The organism is Stenotrophomonas sp. YJH_SMC_37, assembly GCF_059370035.1.
On sequence record NZ_JCAFTG010000003.1, the window covers coordinates 149085 to 175839 of the forward strand.

Annotated in this window: 26 protein-coding genes; 10 read left to right on the plus strand and 16 right to left on the minus strand. The window is 68.0% G+C overall.

Annotation, left to right across the window (positions count from 1 at the left end; translation table 11 throughout):
- Positions 1–133 precede the first annotated feature (133 nt).
- Complete coding sequence (gene fdhD / locus AC5P8J_RS05400) at positions 134–982, plus strand: formate dehydrogenase accessory sulfurtransferase FdhD (RefSeq protein ID WP_021202320.1); 849 nt, start codon at positions 134–136, stop codon at positions 980–982.
- Between the two features lie 39 nt (positions 983–1021).
- Here fdhD and AC5P8J_RS05405 read toward each other — a convergent pair whose 3' ends face one another.
- Positions 1022–1558, minus strand: coding sequence for a carboxymuconolactone decarboxylase family protein (locus tag AC5P8J_RS05405; protein WP_019659816.1), 537 nt, complete (start codon positions 1556–1558; stop codon positions 1022–1024).
- Between the two features lie 106 nt (positions 1559–1664).
- Between AC5P8J_RS05405 and AC5P8J_RS05410 the strand changes: the two genes are divergently transcribed.
- On the plus strand, positions 1665–2561 hold the full coding sequence (locus tag AC5P8J_RS05410; RefSeq protein ID WP_227854200.1) for an AraC family transcriptional regulator: 897 nt from the start codon (positions 1665–1667) through the stop codon (positions 2559–2561).
- A 330-nt stretch (positions 2562–2891) separates the two neighbouring features.
- Here the strand turns inward: AC5P8J_RS05410 and AC5P8J_RS05415 are convergent, their stop codons facing one another.
- The 8 genes from AC5P8J_RS05415 to AC5P8J_RS05450 form a co-directional block, all read right to left on the minus strand.
- Positions 2892–3455 (minus strand): TetR/AcrR family transcriptional regulator, encoded by a 564-nt coding sequence (locus tag AC5P8J_RS05415; protein WP_111101893.1) that lies wholly within the window; start codon positions 3453–3455, stop codon positions 2892–2894.
- 4 nt (positions 3456–3459) lie between these two features.
- Positions 3460–4992 (minus strand): MFS transporter, encoded by a 1533-nt coding sequence (locus AC5P8J_RS05420; protein ID WP_134735464.1) that lies wholly within the window; start codon positions 4990–4992, stop codon positions 3460–3462.
- Between the two features lie 181 nt (positions 4993–5173).
- A complete protein-coding gene (locus AC5P8J_RS05425) occupies positions 5174–5920 on the minus strand; it encodes a hypothetical protein (RefSeq protein WP_021202317.1) in 747 nt (248 codons plus the stop codon).
- Positions 5920–6540 (minus strand): DUF3299 domain-containing protein, encoded by a 621-nt coding sequence (locus AC5P8J_RS05430; protein ID WP_478405284.1) that lies wholly within the window; start codon positions 6538–6540, stop codon positions 5920–5922. Before AC5P8J_RS05430 ends, AC5P8J_RS05425 begins: the two co-directional genes overlap by 1 nt.
- Positions 6530–7081 carry a DUF3299 domain-containing protein gene (locus tag AC5P8J_RS05435; RefSeq protein WP_021202315.1) on the minus strand — a complete coding sequence of 184 codons (552 nt, stop codon included), beginning with the start codon at positions 7079–7081 and terminating at the stop codon, positions 6530–6532. The genes AC5P8J_RS05430 and AC5P8J_RS05435 overlap by 11 nt, the downstream gene beginning before the upstream one ends.
- 2 nt (positions 7082–7083) lie before the next feature.
- Entirely contained in the window at positions 7084–8337 is a 1254-nt protein-coding gene (locus AC5P8J_RS05440) for an ABC transporter permease (RefSeq protein ID WP_111101888.1), read from the minus strand.
- Complete coding sequence (locus tag AC5P8J_RS05445) at positions 8330–9025, minus strand: ATP-binding cassette domain-containing protein (protein ID WP_478405285.1); 696 nt, start codon at positions 9023–9025, stop codon at positions 8330–8332. The genes AC5P8J_RS05440 and AC5P8J_RS05445 overlap by 8 nt, the downstream gene beginning before the upstream one ends.
- Positions 9022–9555, minus strand: coding sequence for a ZrgA family zinc uptake protein (locus AC5P8J_RS05450; protein WP_134729095.1), 534 nt, complete (start codon positions 9553–9555; stop codon positions 9022–9024). Before AC5P8J_RS05450 ends, AC5P8J_RS05445 begins: the two co-directional genes overlap by 4 nt.
- A gap of 32 nt (positions 9556–9587) precedes the next feature.
- Between AC5P8J_RS05450 and AC5P8J_RS05455 the strand changes: the two genes are divergently transcribed.
- Positions 9588–10061, plus strand: coding sequence for a MerC domain-containing protein (locus tag AC5P8J_RS05455; protein WP_134729093.1), 474 nt, complete (start codon positions 9588–9590; stop codon positions 10059–10061).
- A gap of 153 nt (positions 10062–10214) precedes the next feature.
- Here AC5P8J_RS05455 and AC5P8J_RS05460 read toward each other — a convergent pair whose 3' ends face one another.
- Positions 10215–11117: a LysR family transcriptional regulator gene (locus AC5P8J_RS05460; RefSeq protein WP_111101885.1), complete on the minus strand. Its 903-nt coding sequence runs from the start codon at positions 11115–11117 to the stop codon at positions 10215–10217.
- Positions 11118–11235: 118 nt separating this feature from the next.
- On the opposite strand from AC5P8J_RS05460, the gene dkgB reads away from it, so the two are divergent.
- Genes dkgB through AC5P8J_RS05480 form a run of 4 tightly spaced genes read left to right on the plus strand, consistent with a single transcriptional unit; the run spans position 11236 to position 14303 of the window.
- Positions 11236–12039, plus strand: coding sequence for a 2,5-didehydrogluconate reductase DkgB (gene dkgB, locus AC5P8J_RS05465; RefSeq protein ID WP_478405286.1), 804 nt, complete (start codon positions 11236–11238; stop codon positions 12037–12039).
- Between the two features lie 11 nt (positions 12040–12050).
- Positions 12051–13025, plus strand: coding sequence for a TIGR03571 family LLM class oxidoreductase (locus AC5P8J_RS05470; protein ID WP_227844285.1), 975 nt, complete (start codon positions 12051–12053; stop codon positions 13023–13025).
- A gap of 19 nt (positions 13026–13044) precedes the next feature.
- Positions 13045–13983 carry a cyclase family protein gene (locus AC5P8J_RS05475; RefSeq protein WP_134735456.1) on the plus strand — a complete coding sequence of 313 codons (939 nt, stop codon included), beginning with the start codon at positions 13045–13047 and terminating at the stop codon, positions 13981–13983.
- Positions 13980–14303, plus strand: a complete 324-nt coding sequence (locus AC5P8J_RS05480; protein ID WP_134735455.1) for a MoaF-related domain-containing protein — start codon at positions 13980–13982, stop codon at positions 14301–14303. The genes AC5P8J_RS05475 and AC5P8J_RS05480 overlap by 4 nt, the downstream gene beginning before the upstream one ends.
- 19 nt (positions 14304–14322) lie before the next feature.
- Here AC5P8J_RS05480 and AC5P8J_RS05485 read toward each other — a convergent pair whose 3' ends face one another.
- A complete protein-coding gene (locus tag AC5P8J_RS05485; RefSeq protein WP_134735454.1) occupies positions 14323–15276 on the minus strand; it encodes a LysR family transcriptional regulator in 954 nt (317 codons plus the stop codon).
- 106 nt (positions 15277–15382) lie between these two features.
- Between AC5P8J_RS05485 and AC5P8J_RS05490 the strand changes: the two genes are divergently transcribed.
- Positions 15383–16126: an SDR family oxidoreductase gene (locus AC5P8J_RS05490; protein WP_134735453.1), complete on the plus strand. Its 744-nt coding sequence runs from the start codon at positions 15383–15385 to the stop codon at positions 16124–16126.
- Between the two features lie 117 nt (positions 16127–16243).
- Here AC5P8J_RS05490 and AC5P8J_RS05495 read toward each other — a convergent pair whose 3' ends face one another.
- From AC5P8J_RS05495 to AC5P8J_RS05505, 3 genes are read right to left on the minus strand one after another with little or no spacing between them, the layout of a single operon-like run.
- The gene (locus AC5P8J_RS05495; protein ID WP_495216672.1) at positions 16244–19321 is read right to left on the minus strand and encodes an efflux RND transporter permease subunit; all 3078 of its coding nucleotides are present in this window, start codon (positions 19319–19321) and stop codon (positions 16244–16246) included.
- Positions 19318–20490, minus strand: a complete 1173-nt coding sequence (locus tag AC5P8J_RS05500) for an efflux RND transporter periplasmic adaptor subunit (protein WP_495216674.1) — start codon at positions 20488–20490, stop codon at positions 19318–19320. The genes AC5P8J_RS05495 and AC5P8J_RS05500 overlap by 4 nt, the downstream gene beginning before the upstream one ends.
- Complete coding sequence (locus AC5P8J_RS05505; protein WP_495216676.1) at positions 20487–21734, minus strand: TolC family protein; 1248 nt, start codon at positions 21732–21734, stop codon at positions 20487–20489. The genes AC5P8J_RS05500 and AC5P8J_RS05505 overlap by 4 nt, the downstream gene beginning before the upstream one ends.
- A 62-nt stretch (positions 21735–21796) precedes the next feature.
- Between AC5P8J_RS05505 and AC5P8J_RS05510 the strand changes: the two genes are divergently transcribed.
- Complete coding sequence (locus AC5P8J_RS05510) at positions 21797–22471, plus strand: response regulator (RefSeq protein WP_111098529.1); 675 nt, start codon at positions 21797–21799, stop codon at positions 22469–22471.
- Positions 22464–23837, plus strand: coding sequence for a sensor histidine kinase (locus AC5P8J_RS05515; RefSeq protein ID WP_478436843.1), 1374 nt, complete (start codon positions 22464–22466; stop codon positions 23835–23837). Before AC5P8J_RS05510 ends, AC5P8J_RS05515 begins: the two co-directional genes overlap by 8 nt.
- A gap of 143 nt (positions 23838–23980) precedes the next feature.
- On the opposite strand, the gene AC5P8J_RS05520 is transcribed toward AC5P8J_RS05515, so the two are convergent.
- The gene (locus AC5P8J_RS05520; RefSeq protein WP_495216678.1) at positions 23981–26332 is read right to left on the minus strand and encodes a GH92 family glycosyl hydrolase; all 2352 of its coding nucleotides are present in this window, start codon (positions 26330–26332) and stop codon (positions 23981–23983) included.
- A 96-nt stretch (positions 26333–26428) separates the two neighbouring features.
- Positions 26429–26752, minus strand: coding sequence for a thioredoxin family protein (locus AC5P8J_RS05525; protein WP_019659840.1), 324 nt, complete (start codon positions 26750–26752; stop codon positions 26429–26431).
- Positions 26753–26755 lie beyond the last annotated feature (3 nt).

Consider the following 26755-nt stretch of genomic DNA (forward strand, 5'->3'; position numbering starts at 1 on the left):
AGAGGGCACAGGCTGTTTTCAGCACAACCTGCCATGGCAACGGTTACAGCCGAGTCTGCGCGCGACCACTGCGCTATCCTCGAAACCGCAGGCGGTGGCCCGCCCGCGTTTCTCCCTTGTCCGGACGCGCTGCATGCCTGATTCGATCCCGCTGCACACCCCGCCTGCCGGCACCGCCCAACGCCCGTTGCAGCGCTGGCGCGGCGGCACGCAACAGCAGCAGGTCGACGTGGTGGCCGAGGAAGTGCCGGTGGCGCTGCGCTACAACGATGCCGCCTTTGCCGTGATGATGGCCACACCCTGTGATCTGGAGGACTTCGCACTCGGATTTTCGCTCAGCGAAGGCCTGATCAGTGCGCCCTCGCAGCTGCTGTCGATCGATATCCACCCACAGCTGGAAGGCATCGAGCTGCAGATGACCGTGGACGAGGCTGCGCCCGGCGCAAACCTCGACCCCGACAAGGGGCGCCTGCTGCCCGGCCGTGGTGGCTGTGGCCTGTGCGGCACGCGCCAGCTGGAAGAAGTGCTGCGCCCACTGCCGCAGATCCGCGAGCGCCGCAGCTATTCCGCCACCGCCCTGCAGCGGGCGTTGGCCAGCCTGGCGCAGCACCAGCCGATGAATGCGGCAAGCGGCTCGATCCACGCCGCGGCCTGGGCCGACGCCAGTGGGCGCATCGGCTGGGTACGCGAGGACGTGGGCCGCCACAATGCACTGGACAAGCTGATCGGTGCCCTGCACCACAATGAACACGCCATCGAAGGCGGCCTGCTGGTGATTTCCAGCCGGGCCAGCTACGAGATGGTCAGCAAGGCAGTGCGCGCCGGCGCCAGCGTGCTGGCGGCGGTGTCCGCGCCGACCGCGCTGGCGATCGATCTGGCCCGCAGCGCCGGCCTGTGCCTGGTCGGGTTCGCGCGGGAAAGCGGGTTCAATGTGTATACCCATCCGGAGCGGCTGCAGGCGCACGACGGCCACGCCCGCTGAGGATGGCCGGGAGCACTGCGTCCCCCGGCCCGGTACACCTCAGCGCAGCGCGACCTTCGGGAAGTCCACCGGCACGTCGAACGCCACGTTGACGTAGTTGGTGAACAGGTTGAGCGCCACATGCGCGAGGATCTCGACGACCTGCTCATCATCGAAGCCAGCCGCGCGCAGCGCCTGCACGTCGCCGTCGGCGATCTGCGCACGCTGCTCGACCACCTTCAACGCGAAGTCGAGCGCCGCCGCAGTGGCCGGGTCGCTGGACTGGCCGATCTGCGCGGCAGCCATCTGCTCGCTGCTGGCGCCGGCCTTGCGGCCCAATGCCGTGTGCGCGGCCAGGCAGTACTCGCAGGCGTTGCGGTTGGCGATGGCCACGGCGATCTGCTCGCCCAGCAGCGGCGACAGGCGACCGCCGCCCAGCGCGCCGAACGAACCCCACATGCTCTGCAGGGCAGCCGGCGAGTTGGCCACGGCGCGGAACATGGCCGGGGTGGCGCCGAAGGCAGCGTGGACCTGGCCCAGCAGGGCCTGGCGGTCGGCGGTGGTGTTGGCGGCATCGATCAGGGGGACACGGGACATGGTGGATCTCCTTGGGAAAGCGCCCGGGATTGGACGACCCGCCCATCCTAGGTAGACTCCCTGGACGTAACATCCTCAATGCGCCACATATGTTGTCCATACGTCCATGAGCATGCGCGCCGCCACCCCTGCGCCAGATCGACTCTCCTCCCTGCTGGAACGCTTCCGGGTGCAGGCGGCCCTGTTCCACAGTGGCCCGCTGTGCGGGCAGCATGTCTTCGAGCCGCAGCCCGGTCGTGCGTTCCTGCACATCCTGCGCCAGGGTGAGATGGAAGTCCGTCATCCTGGGGGCGATAGCACGCTGCCCCGGTTGAAGATCGATACACCCAGCCTCCTGCTGTATCCGCAGCCGCTGCACCATGTGTTCTTCAACGCTCCGCTGGACGGCCCGGATTTCACCTGTGCCACGCTGGATTTCGATGGTGGCGCGCGCAATCCGATCGTGCTGTCGCTGCCACCGGTGATGGTGGTGCCGCTGGCCGCGATCACCGAACTGGATGACACCCTGCAGCTGCTGTTCGCCGAAGCCGATCGCCAGCGCTGCGGGTCACGGCTGCTGACCAACCGCCTGTTCGAGGTGGCGCTGATCCAGATCCTGCGCTGGGTGGTCGACCACCCGGATGCAGCCGGCGTCAGCCACGGGTTGATGCGGGGGCTGTCCGATGCGCGGCTGGCACGCACGCTGGTGGCGATGCACCAGGCACCGCAGGACGAATGGACGCTGCCGCGCATGGCCGCGACCGCCGGCATGTCGCGCAGCGCGTTCGCGGCCGTGTTCAAGGACGTGATGGAGGCAACGCCAGCCAGCTACCTGCTGGACTGGCGGCTGAGCCTGGCCTGCGCGCAGCTGCGGGCAGGCGTGGCGGTCAAGCAGGTGGCGATCGAGGTGGGGTTTGCCGATACCGCCTCGCTGTCGAAGGCGTTCCGCAAGCGATTGGGGGTATCGCCGAGGGCGTGGCTGGCCGCGAGCGCCGCGCAGGCTGGGCAGACGCGCGAGCGGTAGAGTCGACTGTCAGTCGACTAGCGCGCGAAGCGCGGGGTTTCGTTGTCTGACCGAAGGGCAGTCGACTGACAGTCGACTCTACCGAAGCGCATTTTCGTGGCCTGACCGAAGGGCAGCCGACCAGCGGTCGGCTCTACCACGGGCGATGTCTGCGCGCCGGCGGGCCGCTCAACTGGACGTTCCGTCATTCTCGCTGTCGAAGGCGTTCCGCAAGCGGCTGGGGGCCAGGCTGGGCAGACGCGCGAGCGGTAGAGTCGACTGTCAGTCGACTATCGCGCGAAGCGCGGGGTTTCGTTGTCTGAGCGAAGAGCAGTCGACTGACAGTCGACTCTACAAGTGCGGCGATCCGTCAGACTTCGCCAACAGCCCGGCGATGCGCTCGGCAACACGGGCGCGCACGCCTGCATCCAGCTGGCCCTGGTACATCGCCTCGTAGATCCACAGGCCATCGGCAGCCAGCCGCGCCACGAAATTGTCGAGCGCTGCGCTGTCTTCTGCTGTACCCGCCTCCGGCGGCAGCGGTGCCCAGCGACGCACCGCCGGTCCCCACGGGCGCTCTTCGGCGTCCGGGTCGGCCGATTCCAGCATGAACATCAGTTCGGCACGGGTGGCGCTCTGGGCAGACACGCGCACGAAGGTCTGGTAACGCTCCAACGCAGTGGCCTGCTCGGCGGTCTTGCCCAGCAACGCTTCCATCGACGTCTCCCAGGCCTGCACCAGGTGCTCGTCGATGCCGCGCAGCAGCGCCTCGCGCGAAGGGAAGTGGTACAGCAGGCCGCCGCGGGTCAGCTTGGCCTCGGCCGCCACCGACTCGAAGGTCACCGCACGCACGCCGTCACGATTGATCACGTTGACGGCGGCGTCGAGGATGCGGTCGCGCTTGCTGGTTCTCATTACCTCATTTTACGCGATCGGCCGCGCCCTCGCGGCTGCCGACGCGGCCGCGCAGCAGGCGCGCGATGATCGCCGCACCCAGCGCCAGCACCGCCGTGATCACCAGCAGCACGATCTGGTAGCCACGGTCATACGCGGCCGCAGCCAGTGCGAACCACTCGCCCTGCCCGCTCTCGCGCGCGGCATGCAGCGCCTGGGTGAAACCCTCGCGGGCAAGCGCGGGCATATCGGCCGAGACCGGCAGGAACGCGCTGTACATTGCGGCACTCAGGCTGCCCAGCATCGCCACCGCCAGCAGGCCACCGAACTCATAGGACACTTCTTCCACCGACGAGGCCATGCCCGCACGGTGCGCCGGCACGTTGTTGAGGATGGCGGTGGACGCCACCGAGATGGCCGAACCCATACCGAAGCCGGTGATGGCCATGCCAGCCACCACCCAACCAAGGCCATGCGGGAAACCGAACGCCACCACGCCGACGCCCAGCGCACCTCCGGCCAGGCCACCACAGATCAGCGGGCGCAGGCCAACCCGGTGCAGGATGCTGCCGCCGAGCAGCGCACTGGGCAGGCTGCCCAGTGCCGCCACCGACACCAGCAGGCCCGCCTGCAGCGGCGTGAAACCTGCCACCAGCTGGAAGCGCTGCGTGGTGACCAACTGCAGGCCGGCCATCGCGAACAGGGTGAACACCGCCGACAGCGTGCCGGCCAGGAACGCCGGATTACGGAAGATCGCAAAGTCCAGCAGCGGGTACGGCAACTGCTGCTGGCGGCGCGCGAACGCCGCACCGCTGATGACGGCCAACAGCAGCGCGCCTGCACCCAGCGCATACGACGGCGGCGTAGCGATCAGCGACTTGATCGCCAGCACCAGGCCCGACAGTGCAGCCAGAGCCAGCAGCGACGAAACCAGGTCCCATGGCCGCGAGGTGTCGCGCTGGCCTTCCGGTGCCAGCAGCAGCGTGGCCACGAAGGCGACCACCACCACCGGCACGTTGATCAGGAACACCGAGCCCCACCAGAAGTGCCGCAGCAGCCAGCCGCCAATGATCGGGCCGAGCGCCGCACCGACGATGGCCACCGAACCCCAGATCGCGATGGCGATGTTGCGTTCGCGCTCTTCGTGGAAGCTCAGGCCGATCAGCGCCAGCGTGGCCGGCATCATCGCGGCCGCGCCGACCGCCAGGAACGCGCGTGCGGCAATCAGCTGCGCTGCGGTGTCGGCGAACGCCGCCGCCAGCGAGGCCACGCCGAACACCACCAGGCCGATCAGGAACATGCGGCGGTGGCCGATGCGGTCGCCCAGCGTACCCGCACCCAGCAGCAGGCCGGCCATCACCAGCGGATAGGCGTTGATGATCCACAGCGCCTGGCCGGCACTGGCCGAGAGTTCTTCGGTCAGCGTGGGCAGTGCGGTGTAGAGCACGGAGTTGTCGAGCGTGACCAGCAGCAGGCCGGCGGCGACGGTGAACAGCAGTGCCCAGCGACGGGCACGCGACAGGGCCGGAGCACCGGCCAGGGGCTGGGACAAAGCCATGGGAGAACCTGGTGGGGTGGAATACGGCCATAACTATACCGGATGTCCTGTATAGTTATGACCTTCAAAGCCCACCGATTCAGCTTTTGTAGAGGCGGGCTTGCTCGACTGCGCCGCCAGCCAGGCATGGCCTGGCTCTACTGAAGCGGGCCAGGGGTGGCCTGGCACTGTGGGTGGACGCTCACCGGCAGTCTTCGGGCAGCACGGCAACCGCCGACACCACCGCGCTCTGCATGCCCTGCCCCACGGCGGCGTCCAGCTCGCCGCCGATGCCACCGTGCTGGCGCCGCAGTTCGTCCTCGCACAGGCCGCGCACCCGCGCACGGGCATTCGCGCGCAGGCTGCTGCACCGCCAATCGGTACCGCCCAATGGCAACACCGAATACACCACGCTGTTGCAGGCATTGCCGGCACGCTGCTGCAACGGCAGTCCACCAAAATCCCGCGGTTCGCTGCTGCGCTGCGGGTCGAAGTAGCTGTCCGGAAACGTGCGCGCATACTGTTCGATGTCCACGGCCATGCTGCGCCCACCGGCCAACGGCATCTGCAGCGGCTGGCCGCATGGCGTCGCATCGGCGCGATGCTGGATGTACTGGTAGATCGGTCGGTCCAGCGCTGGATCCTGCTGGGTCACCGCACTCACCGCCGCCAGCACCGGCAGTGACGCACGATTGGCCATGCGCGCCAGCAGCCCGGCCTGCGCCGGCTGGCAGCGGTCGCGCAGGGTCGCCGCGAGCAGGAACAGCACGTCGTTGCGGAACGCGGGGTCATCACCCAGGCGCTGTTCGATGCGCTGGCTGGCATCGGACGCCGGTGCCGGAAACGCGACCGCCGGCGGCGCGGTGGGTGCGCGCTGCCGCTGCCACCACACCAGCAGCACCACCGCGCCCAGCAGCACCCCGGTAGCCATGAGCCATCGCCTGCGCATCAGTTGCGGATCGCCGTCAGCGTGGCTGCCGCGGCATCGTAGGACGCGCTGGCGATGTCCGCGTCGAAACGCTTCACCTGCAGGCGGCCGGCAAGCCGGTACGGATCCCACAGATCGCCCAGCGCGATCGGTGTCGCCAGGGTCACGTGGATGATCTGGTTGGGTGGCGGCGGCGGCACATGGATACACGCGCCGTAGAACGGCACGAACAGCAGTTCATCGACCAGGCCGGCATCGTTGGTGCCGAGCGGTACCACGTAACCATCCAGATCCACCACGCGACCATCGACAGCGTCGACCACGCGCGAAGAGCCGAACTGCTTGGCGCGATCCGGGCTGGAATGGTCGATCTCCTGCCCCGGCGGCGTGCCTGAGCCGGTGTCGTCGATCAGCCCGCCCACGCCGTCCATGCCACCGCGTGACAGGCCGATCTGCGGCGGCGGGCGCTGGTAGGTCACTTCGTCGGGCCGCAACGCGTCCCAGCGGTCGATGGGGGCTTCGGCCGTGGCGGAGGGCGCCGGTTTGTCCTGCGGCGTGACCACCACGGCGTCGCCGCCCGGCGCCGTACAGCCTGCCAACCCGACGCACCCCAGTACCAGCAGCAGGCAACTACGGTTCATAGGGCCTCAACTGTGCGTCACGCATGGTGTAGGCCGAACCGGCCAGATCGTCGTCCAACCGTTCGGCACGCAGGGTGCCGGCCAGGAAGAACGGCGAGTACATGTCGGGCATCTCGATCGGGCGCGGCAGCACCACGTGCACGATCTGGTTCGGTGGTGGTGGTGGCACGTGGATGCAGGCGCCGTAGTACGGCACGAACAGGAATTCGGTCAGCCGCCCGTCCTGCGCGTTGGCCAGCGGTACCACGTAGCCCGGCAGGCGCACCGGTCGCTGCAGCACCGTCTCCACCGTACGGAACGTACCGAACTGCGGCATGCGCCGGTTGCCGCTGTGCTCGACCTCCGGGCCCTCGCCCCGCTCCAGCGCGGCCAGTTCGTCCTTGGGCATCATCTGCAACCAGTCCAGCTCCTGCTCCACAGCGCCTGCAGGCTCATCGCGGTCGACGACCGGCGAGGGTGGCAAGGCCTGTACGCCGGTATCCACCGGCCGCTCACAGGCGGCCAGCGCCAGCACCATTGCCGCTACCCGCATCCATCGCATGCTCAGCCTCCCGGTGAAAGGCCATCGGCCAAGGTGCGCCGGTAAGCGAGCAACGCCGGGACCAGCCCGGCTACGGCGCTGATCAGCAGCACGCCCGCAGCCCATGCCAGTTCACGGCCATCCGGCCAGACATGGGTGATCGACAGACCGAAGGTGGCCAGTACCCAGCCGCGCCCGGCAATGCTGGCGACCACCAGCAGCGACAGGGCCAGCACGCTGGCCACCGCACTGGTCGCCACCGCTTCCACCACGAGCAGGCCAGCGATGTAGCCCGGTCGCGCACCGGTGGCACGCAGGATGGCCATCTCGCGCCGCCGCTCCTGCAGGGTGGAGACCAGCAGCGCCACCAGCGAGACCATGCCCAGCAGCACCACCATTGCACTGATCAGCTGCAGGGCTCGCTCGGCGGTGCCCAGCGACTGCCACAGCTGCTGCAGGGTCACGCCGGGCAGGATCGCCAGCATCGCCTCGTCCGGATACTCGTTGATCCTGCGCTGTACCGAGAACGTGGCGATGCGCGAGTTCAGGCCGAGCATGAAGGCGGTGATGCTGGTCGGGGTCAGGTCCAGGTGGCGCGCCCGCTCGGCGCTGACGCTCTGGCTGCGCAGCTGCACGCCCGATCGCCAGTCAACATGGATCGCCTCGATGGCCGGCAGCGAGACCAGCAGCGACGAATCCACCGGCGTGCCGGTGCGCTGCAGGATGCCGGCAACGCGGAACGGCTTGTCGGCATGCGTGGCCAGCGTGACCGCGCCGGTGCCGTGCGCCAGCACGATCTCGTCGCCGAGGCCGACCTTCTGCGCGCGAGCCACCTCCGCGCCGATCACCGCGTCATACAGATCATCGAAGGGCCGCCCCTGTGCAAAGGCCAGCGCGTGGCCGGAACCATAACGATAATGTTCAAAGTAGCCGCCAGTGGTACCCACTACGCGGTAGCCGTGCCAGGAATCGCCCAGCGACAACGGCACCGACCACTTCACCTGCGGCAATGCGGACAGCTCCTGGTAGGACTGCCAGGACACGTTGTTGGTCGGGTCGCCGATATGGAACACCGAATACAGCAGCAGGTTCACCGGTCCCGAACGCGCACCGACGATCAGATCGGTGCCCGATACGGTGCTGGCAAACCCCTCGTGCGCCTGCGTGCGTACACGCTCGACGCCCAGCAGCAGCACCACGCTGAGGGTGATGACCAGCACGGTCAGGCCCACGCTCAACGCGCGGCTGCGCAGGCTGGCCCAGGCAAGCTCAAGCATGGCCGGCACCTGCCTGGTTGATCTCGGACAGTGAAATGGTGCGGTCGAACAACGGCTGCAGGCTGTCGTCATGGCTGACCACCAGCACCGTGGTGCCGGCCGCCTGGCACTGCGCGGACATCAGCTGCAGGAAGGCGGTCGCCGCTTCGCGGTCGAGCGCCGAGGTAGGCTCATCGGCCAGCAGCAACATCGGACGGCCGATCAGGGCGCGCGCTGCCGCCACGCGTTGTTGCTGGCCAACACTAAGCGTACCCGCCCGCCGCTGCATCAGCTCAGGATTGAGCTGCAGGGCCTGCAGCAGGCGGGCGATCTCGGCATCCAGCGGCCCGCTGATGCGTGCGCCGCGCAGGCGCGAGAAGCGCAGGCCCAGCGCGATGTTGTCGCGCACGGTGAGGAACGGCAGCAGATTGAACTGCTGGAAGATCACGCCCAACTGGTCGGCACGGAAACGATCCCGCGCCGCACCCCCCATGTCCTGCAGTGCGTGGCCGGCCACCTCGACACGGCCCTTGCCGGGCAGCAGCACGCCCGCCAGCAGGCCCAGCAGGGTGCTTTTGCCGCCACCGCTGATGCCGCGCAGCAACACGCTGCTGCCCTGCTCGACCCACAACCGCGGGATGTCCAGCACCAGCCGCGTGCCGTAGCCGAACTGCACGTCTTCCAGCGAGATCACCGGTGCCGCGCTCACGGTGCCAGCACCACGCGCAGGTTGTCGGGCGTCAGCACACTGCGGTTCTGGCCATTGGCGGTTGCACTGTTGACGATGACTTCGTGCAGGCCCGGGAACAGCACGGGCAAGCGCACGACGATCGCCCGCAGCTCGGCAGGTTTGGCACAGTGGTACTGCAGCGTCGCGCTGAAACCTGCGTGCCGGTGCTGTCCCGGCGGCGGCGCGGCGGCCGTCGCGTCGAAACCCTCCGCATCGGCTTTACCGGTGGCCAGACGGCACTCTGCAGCGGTGGGCAAGGTGACCCAGTTGCCGCCCTTCAGCAATGACGTCGCCCGTGCCAGCGCGGCCTGCTCGGCTGCATTGGCCGGCGGCCGCTCGTAATCGAGGATGCCGATGCCGGGGGCCTGAAGGGCGAATTCCAGGGTTTGCTGGTCAAGCGCAACATCCACTGTTGCCTGGCCATGCACGTGCGGTGCGTGCTGGCGGATGTCATGGGCCTGTGCGGCGCTGGCAGCCAGCAGCAGGAATAGAACAGCAGGAAGCTTCATGGGGGAGTCTCCAATTGTTACTATGTAACATTATGGACCATATCCCCACGACGCCCGCAAGGGCCCTGGCCCAGCCGCCAACTTCGGCACGCTGGCACCCCCGCTTCGATCTTGCCGGTGCCTGGCTGTCCCTGGCCTGCGCCGCCCACTGCATCGCCCTGCCCCTGCTGCTGGCCTTCGTGCCGGCAGCGATGATGGCGCTGCGCTCGTTCCAGCATCCCGGCCATGGCGCGATGACATTGCTGCTGATGATGTCGCGCTGGGAGTGGCTGTTCGCGCTGCTGGCCTCCTCGCTGGCCTTGGCGAGCACCTCGGCCGGGGTGCACCGGCACGGGCGCTGGCAGCCCCTGCGGCTGGCCTGCGCCGGCGCCATCCTGCTGCTGTCGGCCTCTCTGTATCTGCCGCTGAAGGAATCGCTGCTCTGGCATGGCGTAGTGACAGCCAGTGGTGGCGCGCTGCTGGCGTTCGCTCACATCGGCAACCGGCGGGCGCTGCGCAAACGATAGTGCCGGCCGCAGGTCGGTTGGAACACGCCATCCACGCATGGCGTGGATCTACCGATGCGCTCGACGCAGCCAACGGTAGTGCCGGCCGCTGGCCGGCAGCTGCGGTGATCCGGCAGGTGGGGAAAGCCGGCCAGCGGCCGGCTCTACCCTTCTCTACTCGTCGAACGGACGCTGGCCGAGCGTCTGCGTCACGTGGTCGACGAAACAGGTGATGCGGGCGGCCAGCGCGGTGTTGCGGTAGTACACCGCATTGATCGGCTGCCGCACCTCCTGCGTCTGCTTGGCGAACAGCTGCACCAGGCGGCCCTCACGCCGATCCTGGCGGGTCAGGAAATCAGACAGGCAGGCGATGCCCAGCCCGGCCACCGCCATCTGCCGCAGCGTCTCGCCACTGGATGAAGCGATCGCCGGCGCGATCACGAAAGGCCCGCCATCGGCATCGTGCAGCGGCCACTCGTTCAATGAACTGGGCTGGGTAAATCCCAGCAGATCGTGCTTGCGCAGCTGCTCCACGCGTGTCGGCGTGCCATGCCGTCGCAGGTACTCGGGACTGGCGACGACGCGGATGCGGCTGTGGCCGATCGGCCGCGCATGCAGGGTCGAGTCGCGCAACACACCGATGCGGAACGCCACGTCGGTGCGCTTCTCGATCAGGTCGGTGATGCCCTCGTTGGAATTCAGCTCCAGCTCGACCTGCGGGTAGCGCTCGCGGAAGCCCTCCAGCAACGGCACGATCACATGCAGCATGAACGGCGTGGCGGCGTCCACGCGCAGGCGCCCGACCGGCTGCAGCCGCCGCGCGGCCATCTGTTCCTCGGCCTCGTCCACCGTGGCCAGGATCGTGCGCGCGTACTCCAGGAACGCCGCGCCTTCCTCGGTCAGCTCCAGCCGCCGCGTGGTCCGCCGCAGCAGCGTGGTCTGCAGTTTGTCTTCCAGCCGCGCCAGGGTGCGGCTGGTGGCGGAGATGGTCAGCTCCAGCGCCTCGGCCGCCGCCGTGATCGAACCACTGTCGACCACGGCCACGAAGGCCTTCAGCTCATCCAGGGTGGTTTTCATTTTTTACCTCGGCGCAAAAGCGTTTCCCGTATACACAGCTTAATCAACAAATTTAAAGCGCCCACACTTCGCCCTGTCCCGAGCCCACCGGCTCTCAACGAAGTCCCTGGAGTCCATCATGAGCCTTCCTTCCTTTGGCGTCGGCACCTTCCGCCTGACCGGCCAGACCGTCATCGACTCGGTGCGCAACGCCCTTGAGGTCGGCTACCGTGCGATCGATACCGCGCAGATCTATGGCAACGAAGCCGAAGTCGGCCAGGCCATCGCCGAATCCGGCGTCCCGCGCGACGAGCTGTTCCTGACCACCAAGATCTGGGTGGACAACTACGCCGCCGACACGCTGATCCCGAGCCTGCGCGACAGCCTGGCCAAGCTGCGCACCGGGTACGTCGACCTGCTGCTGATCCACTGGCCGGCGCCGGGCAATGGCGTTGAACTGCGCGAATACATGACCGCGCTGGCCGACGCCAAGACGCTGGGCGTGGCCCGCCAGATCGGTGTGTCCAACTTCAACATCGAGCTGACCCGGCAGGCCATCGAGGTGGTCGGTGCCGGCGAGATCGCCACCAACCAGATCGAACTGAGCCCCTACCTGCAGAACCCGGCACTGACCACCTTCCTGCAGGACCAGGGCATCACCGTGACCTCCTACATGACCCTGGCCTACGGCAAGGTGCTGAAGGATCCGGTGCTGGCCGCCATCGCCGGCAAGCACCAGGCCACCGTGGCCCAGGTTGCGCTGGCGTGGGCGCTGCAGCGGGGTTACTCGGTCATCCCGTCCTCGACCAAGCGCGAGAACCTGGCCAGCAACCTGCTCGCCCAGGACCTGCGCCTGGATGCCGATGACATGGCCGCGATCGCCGCGCTTGACCGCAACGGCCGCGAAGTCGATCCGCCGGGCCTGGCCCCGGCCTGGGACTGAGGAGCCTCGCCATGGGCAGTGCGTTGGCGCGGCTGCAGGCCGGTGGTTTCAGCATCGGCATCGAAGCACCGCTGGACAATGACTGGACGCCGCTGGGCGAACAGGCACGACGCGCCGCGCGACGCCTGCCCGGCGAACCGGACCTGCAGCGCCATGCAGAACTGGCACGCTTGGCCGACCGCCTCGGCTTCCGTGCGCTGTGGGTGCGCGACGTACCGGTGTACGACCCAGCCTTCGGCGATGCGGCGCAGGTGTTCGAGGTATTCAGTTACCTCGGCTACCTGGCCGGCATCACCAATGACATCCTGCTGGGCACCGGTGCGGTGGTGCTGCCGATCCGTGAGCCGTTGCTGACCCTGAAGTCGGCGCGTAGCGTGCAGCGGCTGAGCGGAGACCGCCTGCTGCTGGGCGTAGCCAGTGGCGACCGCCCGGTGGAGTACCCGCTGTTCGGCCGCGATTTCGACACGCGGGGCAGCCGCTTCCGCGAGCAGATCGCATTGCTGCGCGAAGGCGCCGCCGCGCACCTGCCGCAGGGCTTGGACGTGCTGCCTGCGGTTGGCCCAGCCCTGCCGTTGTTCGTGGCCGGCCTGGCCCAGCAGCAACCGGCGTGGATCGGCCAGCACATGGATGGCTGCCTGGCCTACCCGGGCACGCCACAGGACCATGCGCAGCGCGTGGCGGCCTGGCGCGCCGTGGCCGGCAACAAGCCGTATGCCAGCTTCATCCACCTGGACCTGGTGGCCGATGCCGATGCCCCGCTGCAGCGCTGGCGCTTTGGGCTGCGCGGCGGCCGCAAGGCCCTGCTGGCCGAGCTGCACGCCATGCAGGCGGCCGGTGTCGACCACATCGGCCTGCAGTTCCGCCGCAACGAACGGCCGTTGGCCGAGACCTTCCACGAGATCGCCGAGTACGTGCTGCCGCACTTCCCGGCCCATGCCGACGCCGCTGCGCCGCATGCCCCGCTTGCCGCCCCCGCGACGGCCTGACAGTTACCGGAGCTTTGCCATGAAGATCAAGACCCTGGCCGCGCTTGCGCTGGCCACCCTGCCGCTGTCCTTCCAGGCCACCGCCGAGGACTGGTACCCCTCTGCCTACGGCGCCAACGACGAGATCGGCGCCGCCAACCTGCTCACCACGGACGTGGTCAAGCACGCGGTATCGCTGGTCAGGACCGGCAAGACCTATCCGCTGGCGGTGCCGGTGGACAAGAACCTGCCCGCGTTCCGCCACCGCAGCTTCCGCCTGTACAACGTGCAGGTCGGCCAGCAGGCCGGCACGTCGCTGGGGCCCAACAAGTTCACCTTCAACGATGAACTGGTGAACGCCTGGACCGGCGTTGGCACCCAGCTCAACGGCATCGGCCATATCGGCATCGACAACGTCTACTACAACGGCAACAAGGCCGCCGACTTCGTCACCGTGGACGGTGTGCGCAAGCTCGGCGTCGAGAAGGTGCCGCCGATGGTCACCCGCGGCGTCGTGCTGGACATGACTGCGTACTACGGCAAGGCGATCGTGCCCGGCGGCACCGAGTTCACCGTGGCCGACATCCAGGCCGTGCTGAAGAAGCAGGGCCTGAGCCTGCGCAAGGGCGACGTGGTGCTGTTCAACACCGGCTGGCTGGAACTGATCGGCAAGGACGACAAACAGTTCCTGGAAGTGGAACCGGGCATTGGCATGGAGGCGGCGAAGTGGCTGGCCGACCAGGGCATCGTCGCCTTCGGTGGCGACACCTGGGCCTCGGAGGTCTACCCGAACCCGATCGGTGCCGAGGAGTTCCCGATCAACCAGTACATGCTGGCCAAGCGCGGCATCTACAACCTGGAGCTGATCGACAGCCGTGCGCTGGTGCGCGACAAGGCCTGGGAATTCCTGTTCGTGCTCGGCCAGCCGCTGTACGTCGGCTCGACCCAGGTCAACATAAACCCGGTGGCGATCCGATGAACGCGGCGTCCACCCTGCCACTGTTCGCCGGCCGCCGCTTCCGCGTCAGCTATGACGGCCTGACGGCAGACAACGCATACAGTGCCGATGGCCGCCATGTGCAGTACGCCATCGTCTCAGGCGCCTATGCCGGTGCACAGGGTGAAGCCGCCTGCGAGTGGCAGCAGATCCGCGACGGGGTCTATGCCATTTCGTGGCAGGAAGCCGATGGCGCTACGGTCGTGCATGTCGATGACTTCGCGTGCGGGCATTCGCTGGCCTGGTTCACCGCCACCGATGGCAGTTTCCATCGCATGCAGGGGCCGCTGCACGCGCTGTGATGCCGGCCAGCGGCCGGCACTACCCCCTGCGGTCGGACAGCTTCGCGTGCCGCTCCGGTAGTGCCGGCCGCTGGCCGGCAACCCCGGTCTGCTCGAACACCCCGGCCACCCAGTCGATGAACACCCGCAAGCGCGGCGACGGCGTGCGGTTGCGCGGGTAGACCAGGCTCAACGGGCTTGGGGTCGGCGGCGCGTCCGGCAACAGCTCCACCAGCTGCCCGCGCGCGATATACGGGTCCATCCGGTAGCGCGGAGCCTGGATGATGCCCAGGCCCGACAGCGCGGCGCCGAGGAACGCATCCGCACCGGACACACGCACCCGCGCCGGCAGCGGCACGTAGCGTACCTGCCCGCCCTGCTGGAACTCCAGCGGAATCAGCTGGCCGGTGGCGCTGGAGCGATAGCCGACCATCTGGTGGCCGTCCTGCAGGGCATCGATGCTGCCCGGCGCGCCCCTGACCTGCAAATAGCTTGGCGAGGCCACCGTCACCTCGCGCAGCATCGTCAACCGGCGCGCCGCCAGATCGCTATCGGCCAGCGTCCCCACCCGCAACGCTGCATCCACGCCTTCGCGCAGCAGGTCGACATAGCGGTCGCCTTCGCTGACGTCCAGTTCGATCTCCGGGTAGCGCTGCAGGAAGTCCGGCAGCTGCGGAAACAGCAGGTGCCGGCCCAGCGTGCCGTGCACTTCAATGCGCAAGGGGCCGCGCGGCGGCGCGTCACGGAAGGCGGCCTCGGCATCGTCCATGTCGGCGATCAGGCGCAGGCAACGGCCATAGAAGGCCTCGCCTTCCAACGTCGGCACCACCAGCCGCGTGGTCCTGTGCAGCAGGCGCACGCCCAGCCGCTGTTCCAGCGCCTTGATCGCGTCGGTCACCGTGGCCCGCGGCAGGCCGAGGTCCTCGGAGGCCCGGGTGAAGCTACGGCGCTCGACGATACGGACGAAGGCGCGCATGGCCGTAAAGCGGTCCATTGTTCGGCTATCCGGATGATGTTGGCGGATTATGCAGGATTATCCGAACGTGCGATGGCGCGAACATGGCCCTGCGCCGCTCCGGCGCGCCCCAGTGGAAGCCACCATGACCCTCTCCCCCGCCCGCTCTGTCGCTCTGGTCACCGGCGGCTCCCGTGGCATCGGCGCGGCCATCTCCCGCCGCCTGGCCGCCGATGGCCACGCGGTCGCGATCAACTATGCGGGCCGCCGCGACGACGCCGAAGCCTTGGCGGCCGAACTCAACGCAGCCGGCGCGCAGGCCATCGCGCTGCAGGCCGATGTGGCCGATCCGCAGGCGGTCTACCAGCTGTTCAACGCCATCGAGGCCCGTTTCGGCGGCATCGACGTGGTGGTCAACAGCGCCGGCGTATTGCAGCTGGCGCCGCTCGCCGACACCGACGACGCCCTGTTCGAGCGGGTGATCGGCATCAACCTCAAGGGCGCCTTCAACGTGCTGCGCGAAAGCGCGCGACGGGTGCGCGACGGCGGGCGCATCGTCACGCTGTCCACCAGCGTGGTCGGGACCCGGCTGGAGAACTACAGCGTGTATGCGGCCAGCAAGTCGGCGGTGGAGACCATGGGCGCGATCCTCAGCAAGGAGCTGCGCGGGCGCAACATCACCGTGAACGCCGTGGCGCCGGGCCCGACCGCCACCGATCTGTTCCTGGATGGGAAATCGCCCGAGCTGATCGAGCGGTTGGCGAAGATGAACCCCCTGGAGCGGCTGGGTACGCCGGAGGACATCGCCGGTGCGGTGGCGTTCCTGGTTGGTGCCGATGGCGGGTGGATCAACGGCCAGGTGCTGCGCGCCAATGGCGGGATGGTGTAGTCCGCACAGGTGGCATCCACGCATGGCGCGACGCCCTTGTAGAGCCGAGCCCATGCTCGGCTGCTCTTCGCGCAAAGGCCAGAAGCAGCCGAGCATGCGCTCGGCTCTACAGGTAGGTCAGGCGATGCGCGCCTCGCGGCGGCGATGCACCCAGTAGTACAACGTGGGCAGTACCAGCAGGGTCAGCAGCATCGCCGACAGCAGGCCGCCGATCACCACCACCGCCAGCGGTTTCTGGGTCTCGGCACCAATCGCATGCGAGGTGGCCATCGGCAGCAGGCCGAACATCGCAAGCAGTGCGGTCATCAGTACGGTGCGCAGGCGCTGCAGCGAGCCCTGCACGACCGACTGCAGCAGGTCCATGCCCTGCTCGCGCAGCTGCGCGAAGCGACTGAGCATCACCACCCCGTTCAGCACCGCCTGCCCGAACAATGCAATGAAGCCGATCGCCGCCGACACCGACAGTGGAATCCCAGTCAACCACAGGGCGAGGATGCCCCCGATCATCGCAAGTGGCACGTTGGCCAGGATCAGCGCGGCGCTGCTGATGTCCTTGAAGGCATCGAATAGCAGCACGAAGATGATCAGCACCGACAGCGGAATCACCCAGCCCAGCCGCTTCATCGCACGCTGCTGGTTCTCGAACTCGCCAGACCACTCCAGTCGGTAGCCGTCCGGCAGCTGCACGTTGGCGTCCACGCGCTTGCGCATGTCGGCCACCACGCTGCCCATGTCACGGCCGGCGATGAAGATGCTCACGGCCTTGACGCGCTGTGCGTTCTCGCGCGAGATGTTGATCGCGCCGCTGGCCATGCGGAAATCGGCGACGTCGGACAGCGTCACCGTGTGGCCATCGCCGATGCCGACCGGGACCGTGCGCAACTGTTGCAGGTCACGGTCGGCGTCGTCCAGGCGCAGCGTGATCGGGAACCTGCGGTCACCTTCCCACAATTCACCGACCTGGCGCCCGCCCAGTGCGGTCTCGATCACCTCGTCGATGTCGCGCACGTTCAAGCCATAGCGCGCGGCGCGGTCGCGATCGATCTCGATCTGCAGCTGCGGCAATGAACCGTCACGGTCGATGAAGGCACTCTCTACGCCCTCCACGCTACGCACCTGTCCCAGGATCGCCTGCGCCTGCTGGTTGAGCACGTTCAGATCCGAGCCGCTGACCTTGATCACCACCTGGCCCTTGATCTGCGAGATGCTCTCCAGGATGTTGTCGCGCACCGGCTGCGAGATCGAGAACTCGGGGCCCGGAATGCGCTGCTCCAAGGTGCGCTGCAGATCGCTCACCAGCTGCCGCTTGTCCACGCCCTTCGGCCATTCCTTCTCAGGCTTCAACGCCACCAGCGCCTCGATCTGGTTGGCGCCCTTGGCATCGGAGCCGTCTTCCGGGCGTCCCAGCTTGGCCACCACCGTCGATACCTGCGGGAACGTGCCGACCAGTTCGCGGATGCGCCGCGACTGCTGCTGCGCTTCGGCCAGGCTGGTGCTGGGGTCTAGCGTGGCGGTCAGCCAGATCGAGCCTTCGTCCAGCTCGGGCAGGAACTCCGATCCCAGGCGGGTGCCCAGCGCCAGCGTGCCCACCAGCAGCGCGACTGCGGTCAGTACCACCGCACGCGGGCGGGCCAGTGCGCGCTCCAGGACCGGCCGGTACCAGCCGGTCAGGCGGTCCATCAGCGGATTGCCGTCGCGCATGCGGTCGCGCCGCAGCCACCAGTAGCAGAACAACGGCACCACGGTCAGTGCCAGGATCAATGCACCGATCAATGCCGAGGTCACCGAGTACGCCATCGGCGCGAACATGCGTCCTTCCTGGCGCTGCAGGGTGAAGATCGGGATATGCGCGGCGATGATGATCAGCATCGAGAAGAACGTCGGCCGCCCCACTTCCGATGCGGCCGAGAGAATGGTCGAGAACCGTGTCTTCCGGTCTGCCGCAGGTGGCAGCTTCGACAATCGCGAGACGATGTGCTCGGTCACGATCACCGCGCCATCGATGATGATGCCGAAGTCCATCGCACCCAACGACAGCAGGTTGGCCGGCACACCCCACAGATGCAGGCCGAGGAAGGTCGACAGCAGGGCCAGCGGCATCATCGCCGCCACGATCAGCGCGGCCCGGGCGTTGTACAGGAACAGCCACAGCACCAGGAACACCAGCACCGCGCCTTCCAGCAGGTTGCGGAACACGGTATTCAGCGTGGTCGAGACCAGCCACGAGCGGTCGTAGAACGGCTCGATGCTGACCCCGGCCGGCAACTGGTTGGCCTCGATCTCAGCGATGCGCGCATGCAGGGCGTCGAGCACGTCGGACGGGTTCTCGCCCTTGCGCATCAGCACCATGCCGAACACCGCATCGTCGTTGTCGTCCTGGCCGACCAGGCCCTGCCGGGGCAGCCCGGTATCGGCGATGCCGGCCAAGTCGCGTACCAGGATCGGCGTTCCTCCGCGTTGCGCCACCACCACGTTGCCGACGTCGGCCGGCGAGCGCATCAGGCCCACGCCACGGATCAGGAACTGCTGCTGGCCGCGTTCCACGTAGCCGCCGCCGGCATTCGAGCTGCCCCTCTCCAGCGCCTCGGCGAACTCACCCAGGCTGATGCCGCGATCACGCAGCTTGTCCAGGTCCGGCTTGACCTGGAAGGTACGCGCGAAGCCGCCGAAACTGATCACATCGGCCACGCCCGGCACGGTGCGCAGGCTACGCTCCATCGTCCATTCCTGCACGGTGCGCAGCTGGGTTGGCGTCATGTGCGGGCCTTTCAGCACATAGCGGTAGATCTCACCTACCGCCGAGCTCATCGCCTCCAGTTCCGGGGTCACCCCTTCCGGCAGCTCCACGCCCTGCAGGCGCTCCAGGACCTGCTGGCGTGCGAAGTAGTCATCGGCCTTGTCGTCGAAGGTCAGGATGATCATCGACAGGCCGAACTGCGTATGCGAGAACACCCGCACAGAATGCGGGATGCCGGACAACGCCACCTCCAGTGGCATCGTCACCTCGCGCTCGACCTCTTCGGCGGCACGGCCCGGGTGCAGCGACACCACTGTCACCTGGGTGTCGGATACATCCGGGAAGGCTTCCACCGGCAGTACGCGGAACGCGGCAATGCCAGCACCCATGAACAGCAGCAGTGCCAGCATCACCATCAATGGCTGGCGCAGGCAGTAGGCAATCAGGCGATCGATCATGGGGCGGCGTGCCCCGTGCCGGTGCTGGCGGCGGCCGGTGCGCTGTCCGCCAGCTGCTGCAGCAGCAGGCCGCCTTCTACCACCACCCTGGCGCCTGCGGCCAGGCCCTCACGCACCCACAGCCGGCCATCGCCCAGCTCCTCGGCATGCACCGCGTGACGCACGAAGCGGCCCTTGCCCTCCTCCACGAACACCACCTGCTTGCCGTCGATCAACAACACGGCCGCATCGGGCAGCGAGACACCGCCTTCGGCCGGCAACGCCACCTGGGCGCGCACGTACTGCCCCGCCTTGAAACCGCGTGCGCGGTTGTCCAGCTCGGCGCGCGCCTGCACCACGCGGCGTTCGCTGTCGACGAAGTCATCCACGTGCTGCAGGGTCGCCTGCAGCGGCTGTCCATCGGGCCCGGGCACGCTCACCTGCATGCCCGCCTTCAAACGTCCGGCCAGGCCCTCCGGTACATCCAGCTGCAACCACAGGCGGTCCGGATCGCCAATCACCGCCAATGGCCGTTCGCTGTCGGGGCTGACCGCCATGCCCGGGCTCATCCGCCGCTCCACCAGCACGCCATCGATCGGCGCGCGCAGCGGCAGGCGCTGATCGACGTGCTGGCCATTGCCATAGGCCTTGGCGAAGGCGGTTGCACGCGCATGATCGGCCTGGCTGCCGGCGAAGTTGGCCTCGGCCTCGTCCAGTTCGCGGCCCGACGCCACACCCGCCGCATGCAGCTCGCGGGTGCGCTCCAGCTCCTTGCGCGCCTGCTGCAGCTCGGCGCGGCCGCGCACGCCCTCCGCCTGGGCCTGGCCGAATTCGGGCGAAGTGATCCAGGCGATCACCTGGCCCGCCTTCACTTTCTGCCCCGGCTGTGCCTCGATACGCGCCACCTGCCCGGCCAACGGCGTACGCAGCGCGCTGGAGCGCGTCTCGTCCCAGACCACCCGGCCCGGCAGCTGCAGGCTGGCGCTGGCGCCGGCGGTGACCGCCTCGCTGCGTAGCACGTCCAGCTGGCGGCTACCGGCAGGAAACTGGATCTGGCCAGCACTGACCTTCGGCCCGTCCTCGGTATACGACGCCGGTTCGCGGCCGCAGCCGCCCAGCAGGGCCAGCGCCAGCAAGGCCGGCAGCACGGCCTGTCGCGCCTGCGGTCGATAAGCGACGGTGGACTTCATCGGGACTCTCCTTCAGCAACGGATGTGGCCGCTTCCCAGCGCGCCAGGGCAATGGCATGGTCGGCACGCGCATCGATCAGCGCCGTCTCGAAGTCGCGCCAGCTGCGGCGCGCATCCAGCAGATCGGTCAGGCTGGCGGCGCCGCGCCGGTACGCCAGTTCGATGCCCTGCACCGCCTTGCGTGCGGCGTCGGACTGCAGTCCCTCATAGTCGCTGCGGCGCTGTGCGGCGGACTGCGCGCTGGCCTGCAGCTGGTCCAGCTCGGCGCGTGCTTCGCGCTGCAGTACCTGCAGCTCCAGCGCGGCGCTGTCACGGTCGGCCTCGGCACGCTGGATCGCGCCGCGTGCACGTGACGGGCCGCCGAGCGGGATGGTCAATGACACTCCCCAGGTGACACCGCTGATGTCGGTCGGCTCGCGCTCGGCCTCCACACCCAGCTGGATGTCGCGATGGCGCTCACTGCGCGCCAGTGCCACACCGGCGTCGGCCGCGGCCAGGCGCGAACGTGCCGCGCGCAGATCGGCACGCTGCTGCGGATCGAACGCACGCACGCCGGCCACGCTGCTGGCCTCCGGCCAAGGATCATCGGCGCTGAGGTCATGGCTGTCGTCGCGGCCGAGCAGCAGCCCCAACGCATGCCGCGCATCGCGCAGATCCAGCGACGCCTCGCGCGCCGCATCGGCCACCGCCAGGTCGTCCACTGCCAGCCGCGCGCGGTCGACCGGCGCCATCGCCCCGGTGGCGACCTGCTTGTCCGCCGCCGCCATCTGCTCGGCCGAACTCTGGCGGTTGGCATCGGCAATCTGCGCCCGCTCCTGTGCGCCCTTCAGAGCGAAATAGGCTTCATGCAGCGCCACCTGCTGGCGGCGCCGCGCATCGAGCATCTCCAGCCCGGCCACTTCCAGCAGCGCATCGGCCTGGCGGATACGCAACGCACGCTTGCCACCGCGCTCCCAGGTCCAGCCCAGGCCCACGGTGCTGTCCACCCGCTTGTCCTGCCAGCGTCCCGAGCCGATGCCATGCTTGGGGCTGATCTTGCTGGTGCCGATCGACAACTCGGTGGCCGGGCGCAACGCCGCCGTCTGCACATCGCCCTGCACGCCGCGCAGCTCCAGTGCCGCCGCACGCAGGTCCGGGTTGTGTGCTTCCATGGCGCGCTGCGCTTCCTGCAGGGACAGCGCCGAAGCGGTGGGCGCGCACAGAAGAGTGGCCAGCACGGCCGCAAAACGAGGGGAGAAATTCATGCACGTCACGGTAAGGTGATGCACTTGCGCCAAACTTGCCCCAACCTTGCACGAAGCTTGCAATGCGAATCCTGCTGATCGAAGACGACGCCGCGCTGGCCGATGGACTGATCCGCGCCCTGCAGGGCGCCGGCCATCTGTGCGACCACCTCTCGCGCGGGCTGCACGCGCCGGCTGCACTGGCCAGCGCGCCGTATGACGTGATGGTGCTCGATCTTTCATTGCCCGACGTCGATGGCCTCGACCTGCTCTCGCGCCTGCGCAACGACGGTGTCACCCTGCCGGTGCTGATCCTGACCGCGCGCGACGGTGTGGAGGACCGCATCCTCGGCCTCGACCGGGGTGGCGACGATTACCTGGCCAAGCCATTTGCACTCGGTGAGCTGGAGGCGCGCCTGCGTGCGCTGTCACGCCGCCGAAGCGACGCACCGGCAAAGAAGCGGCTGGGCCGGTTGTGCTTCGACAGCATCCGCAATGAAGTGCAGGTGGAAGGCCAGCGCATCGAACTGACCGCGCGCGAGCTGTCGCTGGTCGAGGCACTGATGCAGCATCCCGGCCGCACCGTCACCAAGCAGCGTCTGTTCGACGCGCTGTACAGCTGGGACCACGAGGCCAACCTGTCAGTGATCGAAGTGCATGTCAGCCGCCTGCGCCGCAAGCTGGAACAGGCGCGCGCCGGCGTCGGCATCCGCATGCTGCGTGGCCTGGGGTATCGGCTGGAAGCCGGCGGTGACTGAGCGTGTGCACAGCCTGCGTGGGCTGCTGCTGCGCCGCCTGTGGCTGCCCCTGCTGGTGCTGCTGCTGTGCAGCGCGGTCGGTTCATTCACGTTGGCCCGCTTCTATGCCGGGCAGGTCTATGACCGCTGGCTGCTGGACTCGGCGATGTCGTTGTCCGAGCTGGTGACGGTGCAGGACGGCCGCGCGTCCATCGAGATCACCCCGGCGGTGTCGCGCATGTTCACCTGGGACACCGCCGACGAAGTGCATGGCGAGGTGGTCGACGCCGCGGGTGGGCGCCTGTATGGCGACCTGCCCGAGGCATTGCCACGCCCGTCGATGTCCGCCGGCAGCGACGACCCGGTCTACTATGATGCGCGGCTGCGTGGGCAGGCCGTGCGCATGGTCGAAGTGGTGGTCAGCGCCGGGCCGGGTCATGACATCCGGCTGCGCGTGGCCGAGACACTGCGCAAGCGGCACCGGCTGGAGCGCAAGCTGCTGCTGACCAGCGTTCCGTTCCAGGCTGCGATCCTGGCACTGGCGGCATGGCTGGCCTGGTCCGGTACAGGCGCTGCCGCACGCCATGCCAACCTGGTTGCGCGGAAGCTGGCCAGCCCGCGGCCGGATCCATTGGCGCCGCTGGATCCGGCGCAGGAAGCTCCGCGCGAACTGTGGCCGGCGGTGGAGGCCTACAACGCGCTGCTGCAGCGCCTGGACGCGATGCAGGATGCACAGCGGCGCTTCGTCAGCAATGCCGCGCACCAGCTGCGCACGCCGCTGGCAGCGATGCAGGTGGAGCTTGAGAGTTCATTGCGCCAGCACGATCCGCACGCCCAGCAACTGGCGCTGTCCGGCACGCTGGCCGGGCTGGCGCGGCTGCAGCACCTGGTCAACCAACTGCTGATGCTCAGCCGATCGGAAGATCCACATGGCAGCGCACTGCCGCTGCAGCCGCTGGATCTGGCCGCGCTGGCGCGGGGCGTGGTCGAGCGCTACGCCGACCGTGCGTTGGCGGCCGACGTGGACCTGGGTTACGACGGACCCGACGACGGTGTGCAGGTGCAAGGTGATCCGCAGCTGCTGCGCGAGGCGCTGGGCAACCTGCTGGACAACGCGCTGCGCTACGGCGCGGCGCCCGGTGTGATTACCCTCGGCGTTCGGCAGGACGCGGGCGGCGTGCAGGTATGGGTGGACGATGACGGTACAGGCATCGCCGAAGCCGAACGCGCGCGCGTCACGGAACGCTTCTATCGGGCGAGCAGCGAGGGCGACGGCTGCGGGCTGGGGCTGGCGATCGTGGCCGAGATCGCGCAGCGGCATGGCGCGACCTTGATGATTGATACCGCCCCGATCGGCGGTGCGCGGGTGGGGTTGCGGTTTCGCTGACCTTTGTCGAATTGCCCTTGTAGAGCCGAGCCCATGCTCGGCTGCCGTTGACGCGATACCTGAGCCGAGCATGGGCTCGGCTCTACAGGTTCCTGGTCACCCGTGAAGCGTGCCGACCAAGGTCGGCACCTACCGAGTGCGCGTCATCGGCTCATCGAATAGGGCGCCTGCGCGCCCTGCCCCGGCCAGTCCTTGTCCGGCTCGGCCTGCATGGTGAAACGCAGCTCGCCACCTGCCAGGATCTCGTCATGGCGCAGGAAGGTGCGCTGCAGCGGCCTGCCGTTGAGGCTCACGTTGCCGACGTAGGTGTGCCTGTCATCCAGCCCATCGGCCACGATGGTGAACGCCTTGCCGTTCGGCAGGCGCATCGCGGTCTTCGGCAGGAACGGGCGGCCGAGGATGTACTCGCCCGAGCCCGGGGCCACCGGATAGAAGCCCAGGGCGGTGAACACGTACCACGCCGACATCTGGCCGACATCATCGTTGCCGGCCAGGCCATCGGGGCGATCGGCGTACTGGGTGTCCATGATCTGCTTCAGGCGCGCCTGGGTGCGCCACGGCTGGCCAGCGTACGAATACAGGTAGGCCACATGGTGACTGGGCTCGTTGCCATGCGCATACCAGCCGATCAGGCCGGTGATGTCTTCCATGTGCTCGAAGATGGACGGATCCACCTTGGCGTTGAATACATCGTCCAGGCGCGCGAGCAGCTTGTCGCTGCCACCGTGCGCTGCTGCCAGTCCGGCAACATCCTGCGGCACGTACCACGAATACTGCCAGGCGTTGCCTTCGGTGTAGTCGGTGCCATAGCCGCTGGCGCTGGGGTCGAACGGAGTGCGGAAGCTGCCATCGCGCTTGCGCGCACGCATGAAGCCGGTGTCCTTGTCGAAGGCATTGCGCCAGTTGCCGGCACGCTTGTCGAAGGTCGCCGCCACATCGGTCTTGCCCATCGCCTGCGCCATGCGCGCGATGGTCCAGTCATCGAAGGCGTACTCCAGCGTCTTGCTGGCGGCCTCGCCTTCCTCGTCGATCGGCACATAGCCCAGCTCGCGGTATTGCGCGATGCCGTCATAGGGGCCGTAGTTGGCAGTCTCGATCATCGCCTTCAGTGCCTTGTCGGCGTCGAAGCCACGAATGCCCTTCACGTAGGCATCGGCAATCACCGGCACGGCGTGGTAGCCGATCATGCACCAGTCTTCCAGGCCATGGAACGACCACACCGGCAGCATGCCGTACGGGCTGTGCTGATGGTGCGCCAGCATCGAATTGACGAAGTCGCTGTTGCGTTTCTCCGGCTGCACCAGCGTCAGCAACGGGTGCAGCGCACGGTAGGTGTCCCACAGCGAGAACGTGGAATAGTTTGTGTAGCCCTCGGCCTTGTGCACGGCATTGTCCGGCCCGCGGTACTGGCCATCGGCATCCATGAACAGCGTCGGCCCCAGCAGGGTGTGGTACAGCGCGGTATAGGCACTGCGGCGGGCGTGCTCGGGCGCATCGATATCGAGCACCGACAGCGCCTGCGTCCATTCCTGTTTCGCCTGCGCACGCACGCGGTCGAAATCAAAGTCGGCCACTTCCGCGTCGAGGTTGGCAATGGCGCCGGCTTCGCTGACCGGCGAGACCGCGACCTTGACCACCAGCGGTGCATCCAGCTTGCCGAATGCGAAGGTACCGACCAGCTGGCGGCCCTCGACCTGTGCGCGCTGCGCTGGATCCTTCTCGCCCGGCGGCGGGAAGCCCTTGTAGACGATGTCCTGCTCGGTGTTGTGCAGCTCATGCCCGGAAAGCGGCCGCGAGAAACGCATCGCGAAGTACAGCTGGCGACCCGGCGCCCAGCCGCGCGTCTCCCGGAAGCCGGTCACGGTACCATCGGCGCGCACCCGCACCCGCGACCACAGCACCTTGCCCGGGTAGTCGTACATGCTGGTGCGCATGTCCAGCAGCACCTTGGCGTCGGCGCCCCTGGGGAAGGCGTAGCGATGCACGCCCACGCGCGCACTGGTGGTCAGCTCGGCGCGCACCTTGTAGTCGTCCAGGGTGACGGCGTAGTAGCCCGGCTCGGCCTTCTCATCGTCATGGCGGAAGCGAGAGGCATAGCCGCTGCCCGGCTTCTCAGGATCGCCACGCTCCAGGCCGGGACTGCCGGTGAACGGCATCAGCAGGATGTCGCCCAGATCGGAATGGCCAGTGCCGGAAAAATGCGTGTGCGAGAAGCCGACGATGCTGCTGTCGTCGTAGCGGTAGCCGGCTGCCCAGCCATAGGCCTTTTCGCGTGGCTGGATGCGTGTGTCCGGGCTGAGCTGGACCATGCCGAACGGCACCGTGGCACCCGGGTAAGTGTGGCCTTCACCACCCGTACCAATGAACGGGTCGACCGAGGCATAGGCCTTGTCGGCGGCGGTTCTGGCAGGCGCGGCCGACGCCAGGCCGGAAGCGAACATCGCCGTGGCGGCGACAGCGATCAGGAGACGACGGTCCAGCGTGGGCATCGGCATTTGGATCGATTCAGGTGATAGCGGGATCCTAGCACCGGGCCTGTCACGCCGCATGCTGCAGTGCGACTGCCCGGTGTCCCGCACCGGGTTCACTCTTCAACCGGGAAGTGCGCTCTGCAACGACATGAGATCCGCGCTGTCCAACGGCCTTACCACCCGCGCGATCTCCTCTCCATCGCGCAGCAGCACCACCGTCGGCCACAGCTTCACCTTGAACGCTCGCCCCAATGGCCTTCCCTTGCCATCCTCGATCTTCCAATGCGGCAGATCGTTCGCTTCGACAAAAGCCTGCAACGCGGGCTGCGCGGCCTGGCAATGACCACACCAGGGCGCACCGAACTCCAGCACCTGCCAGCCAGGCTGCGCCGCCACCTCCGCAGAGGTGGGCTCGTTCGCAAGGTGATCACGCATGAACGGCATGAG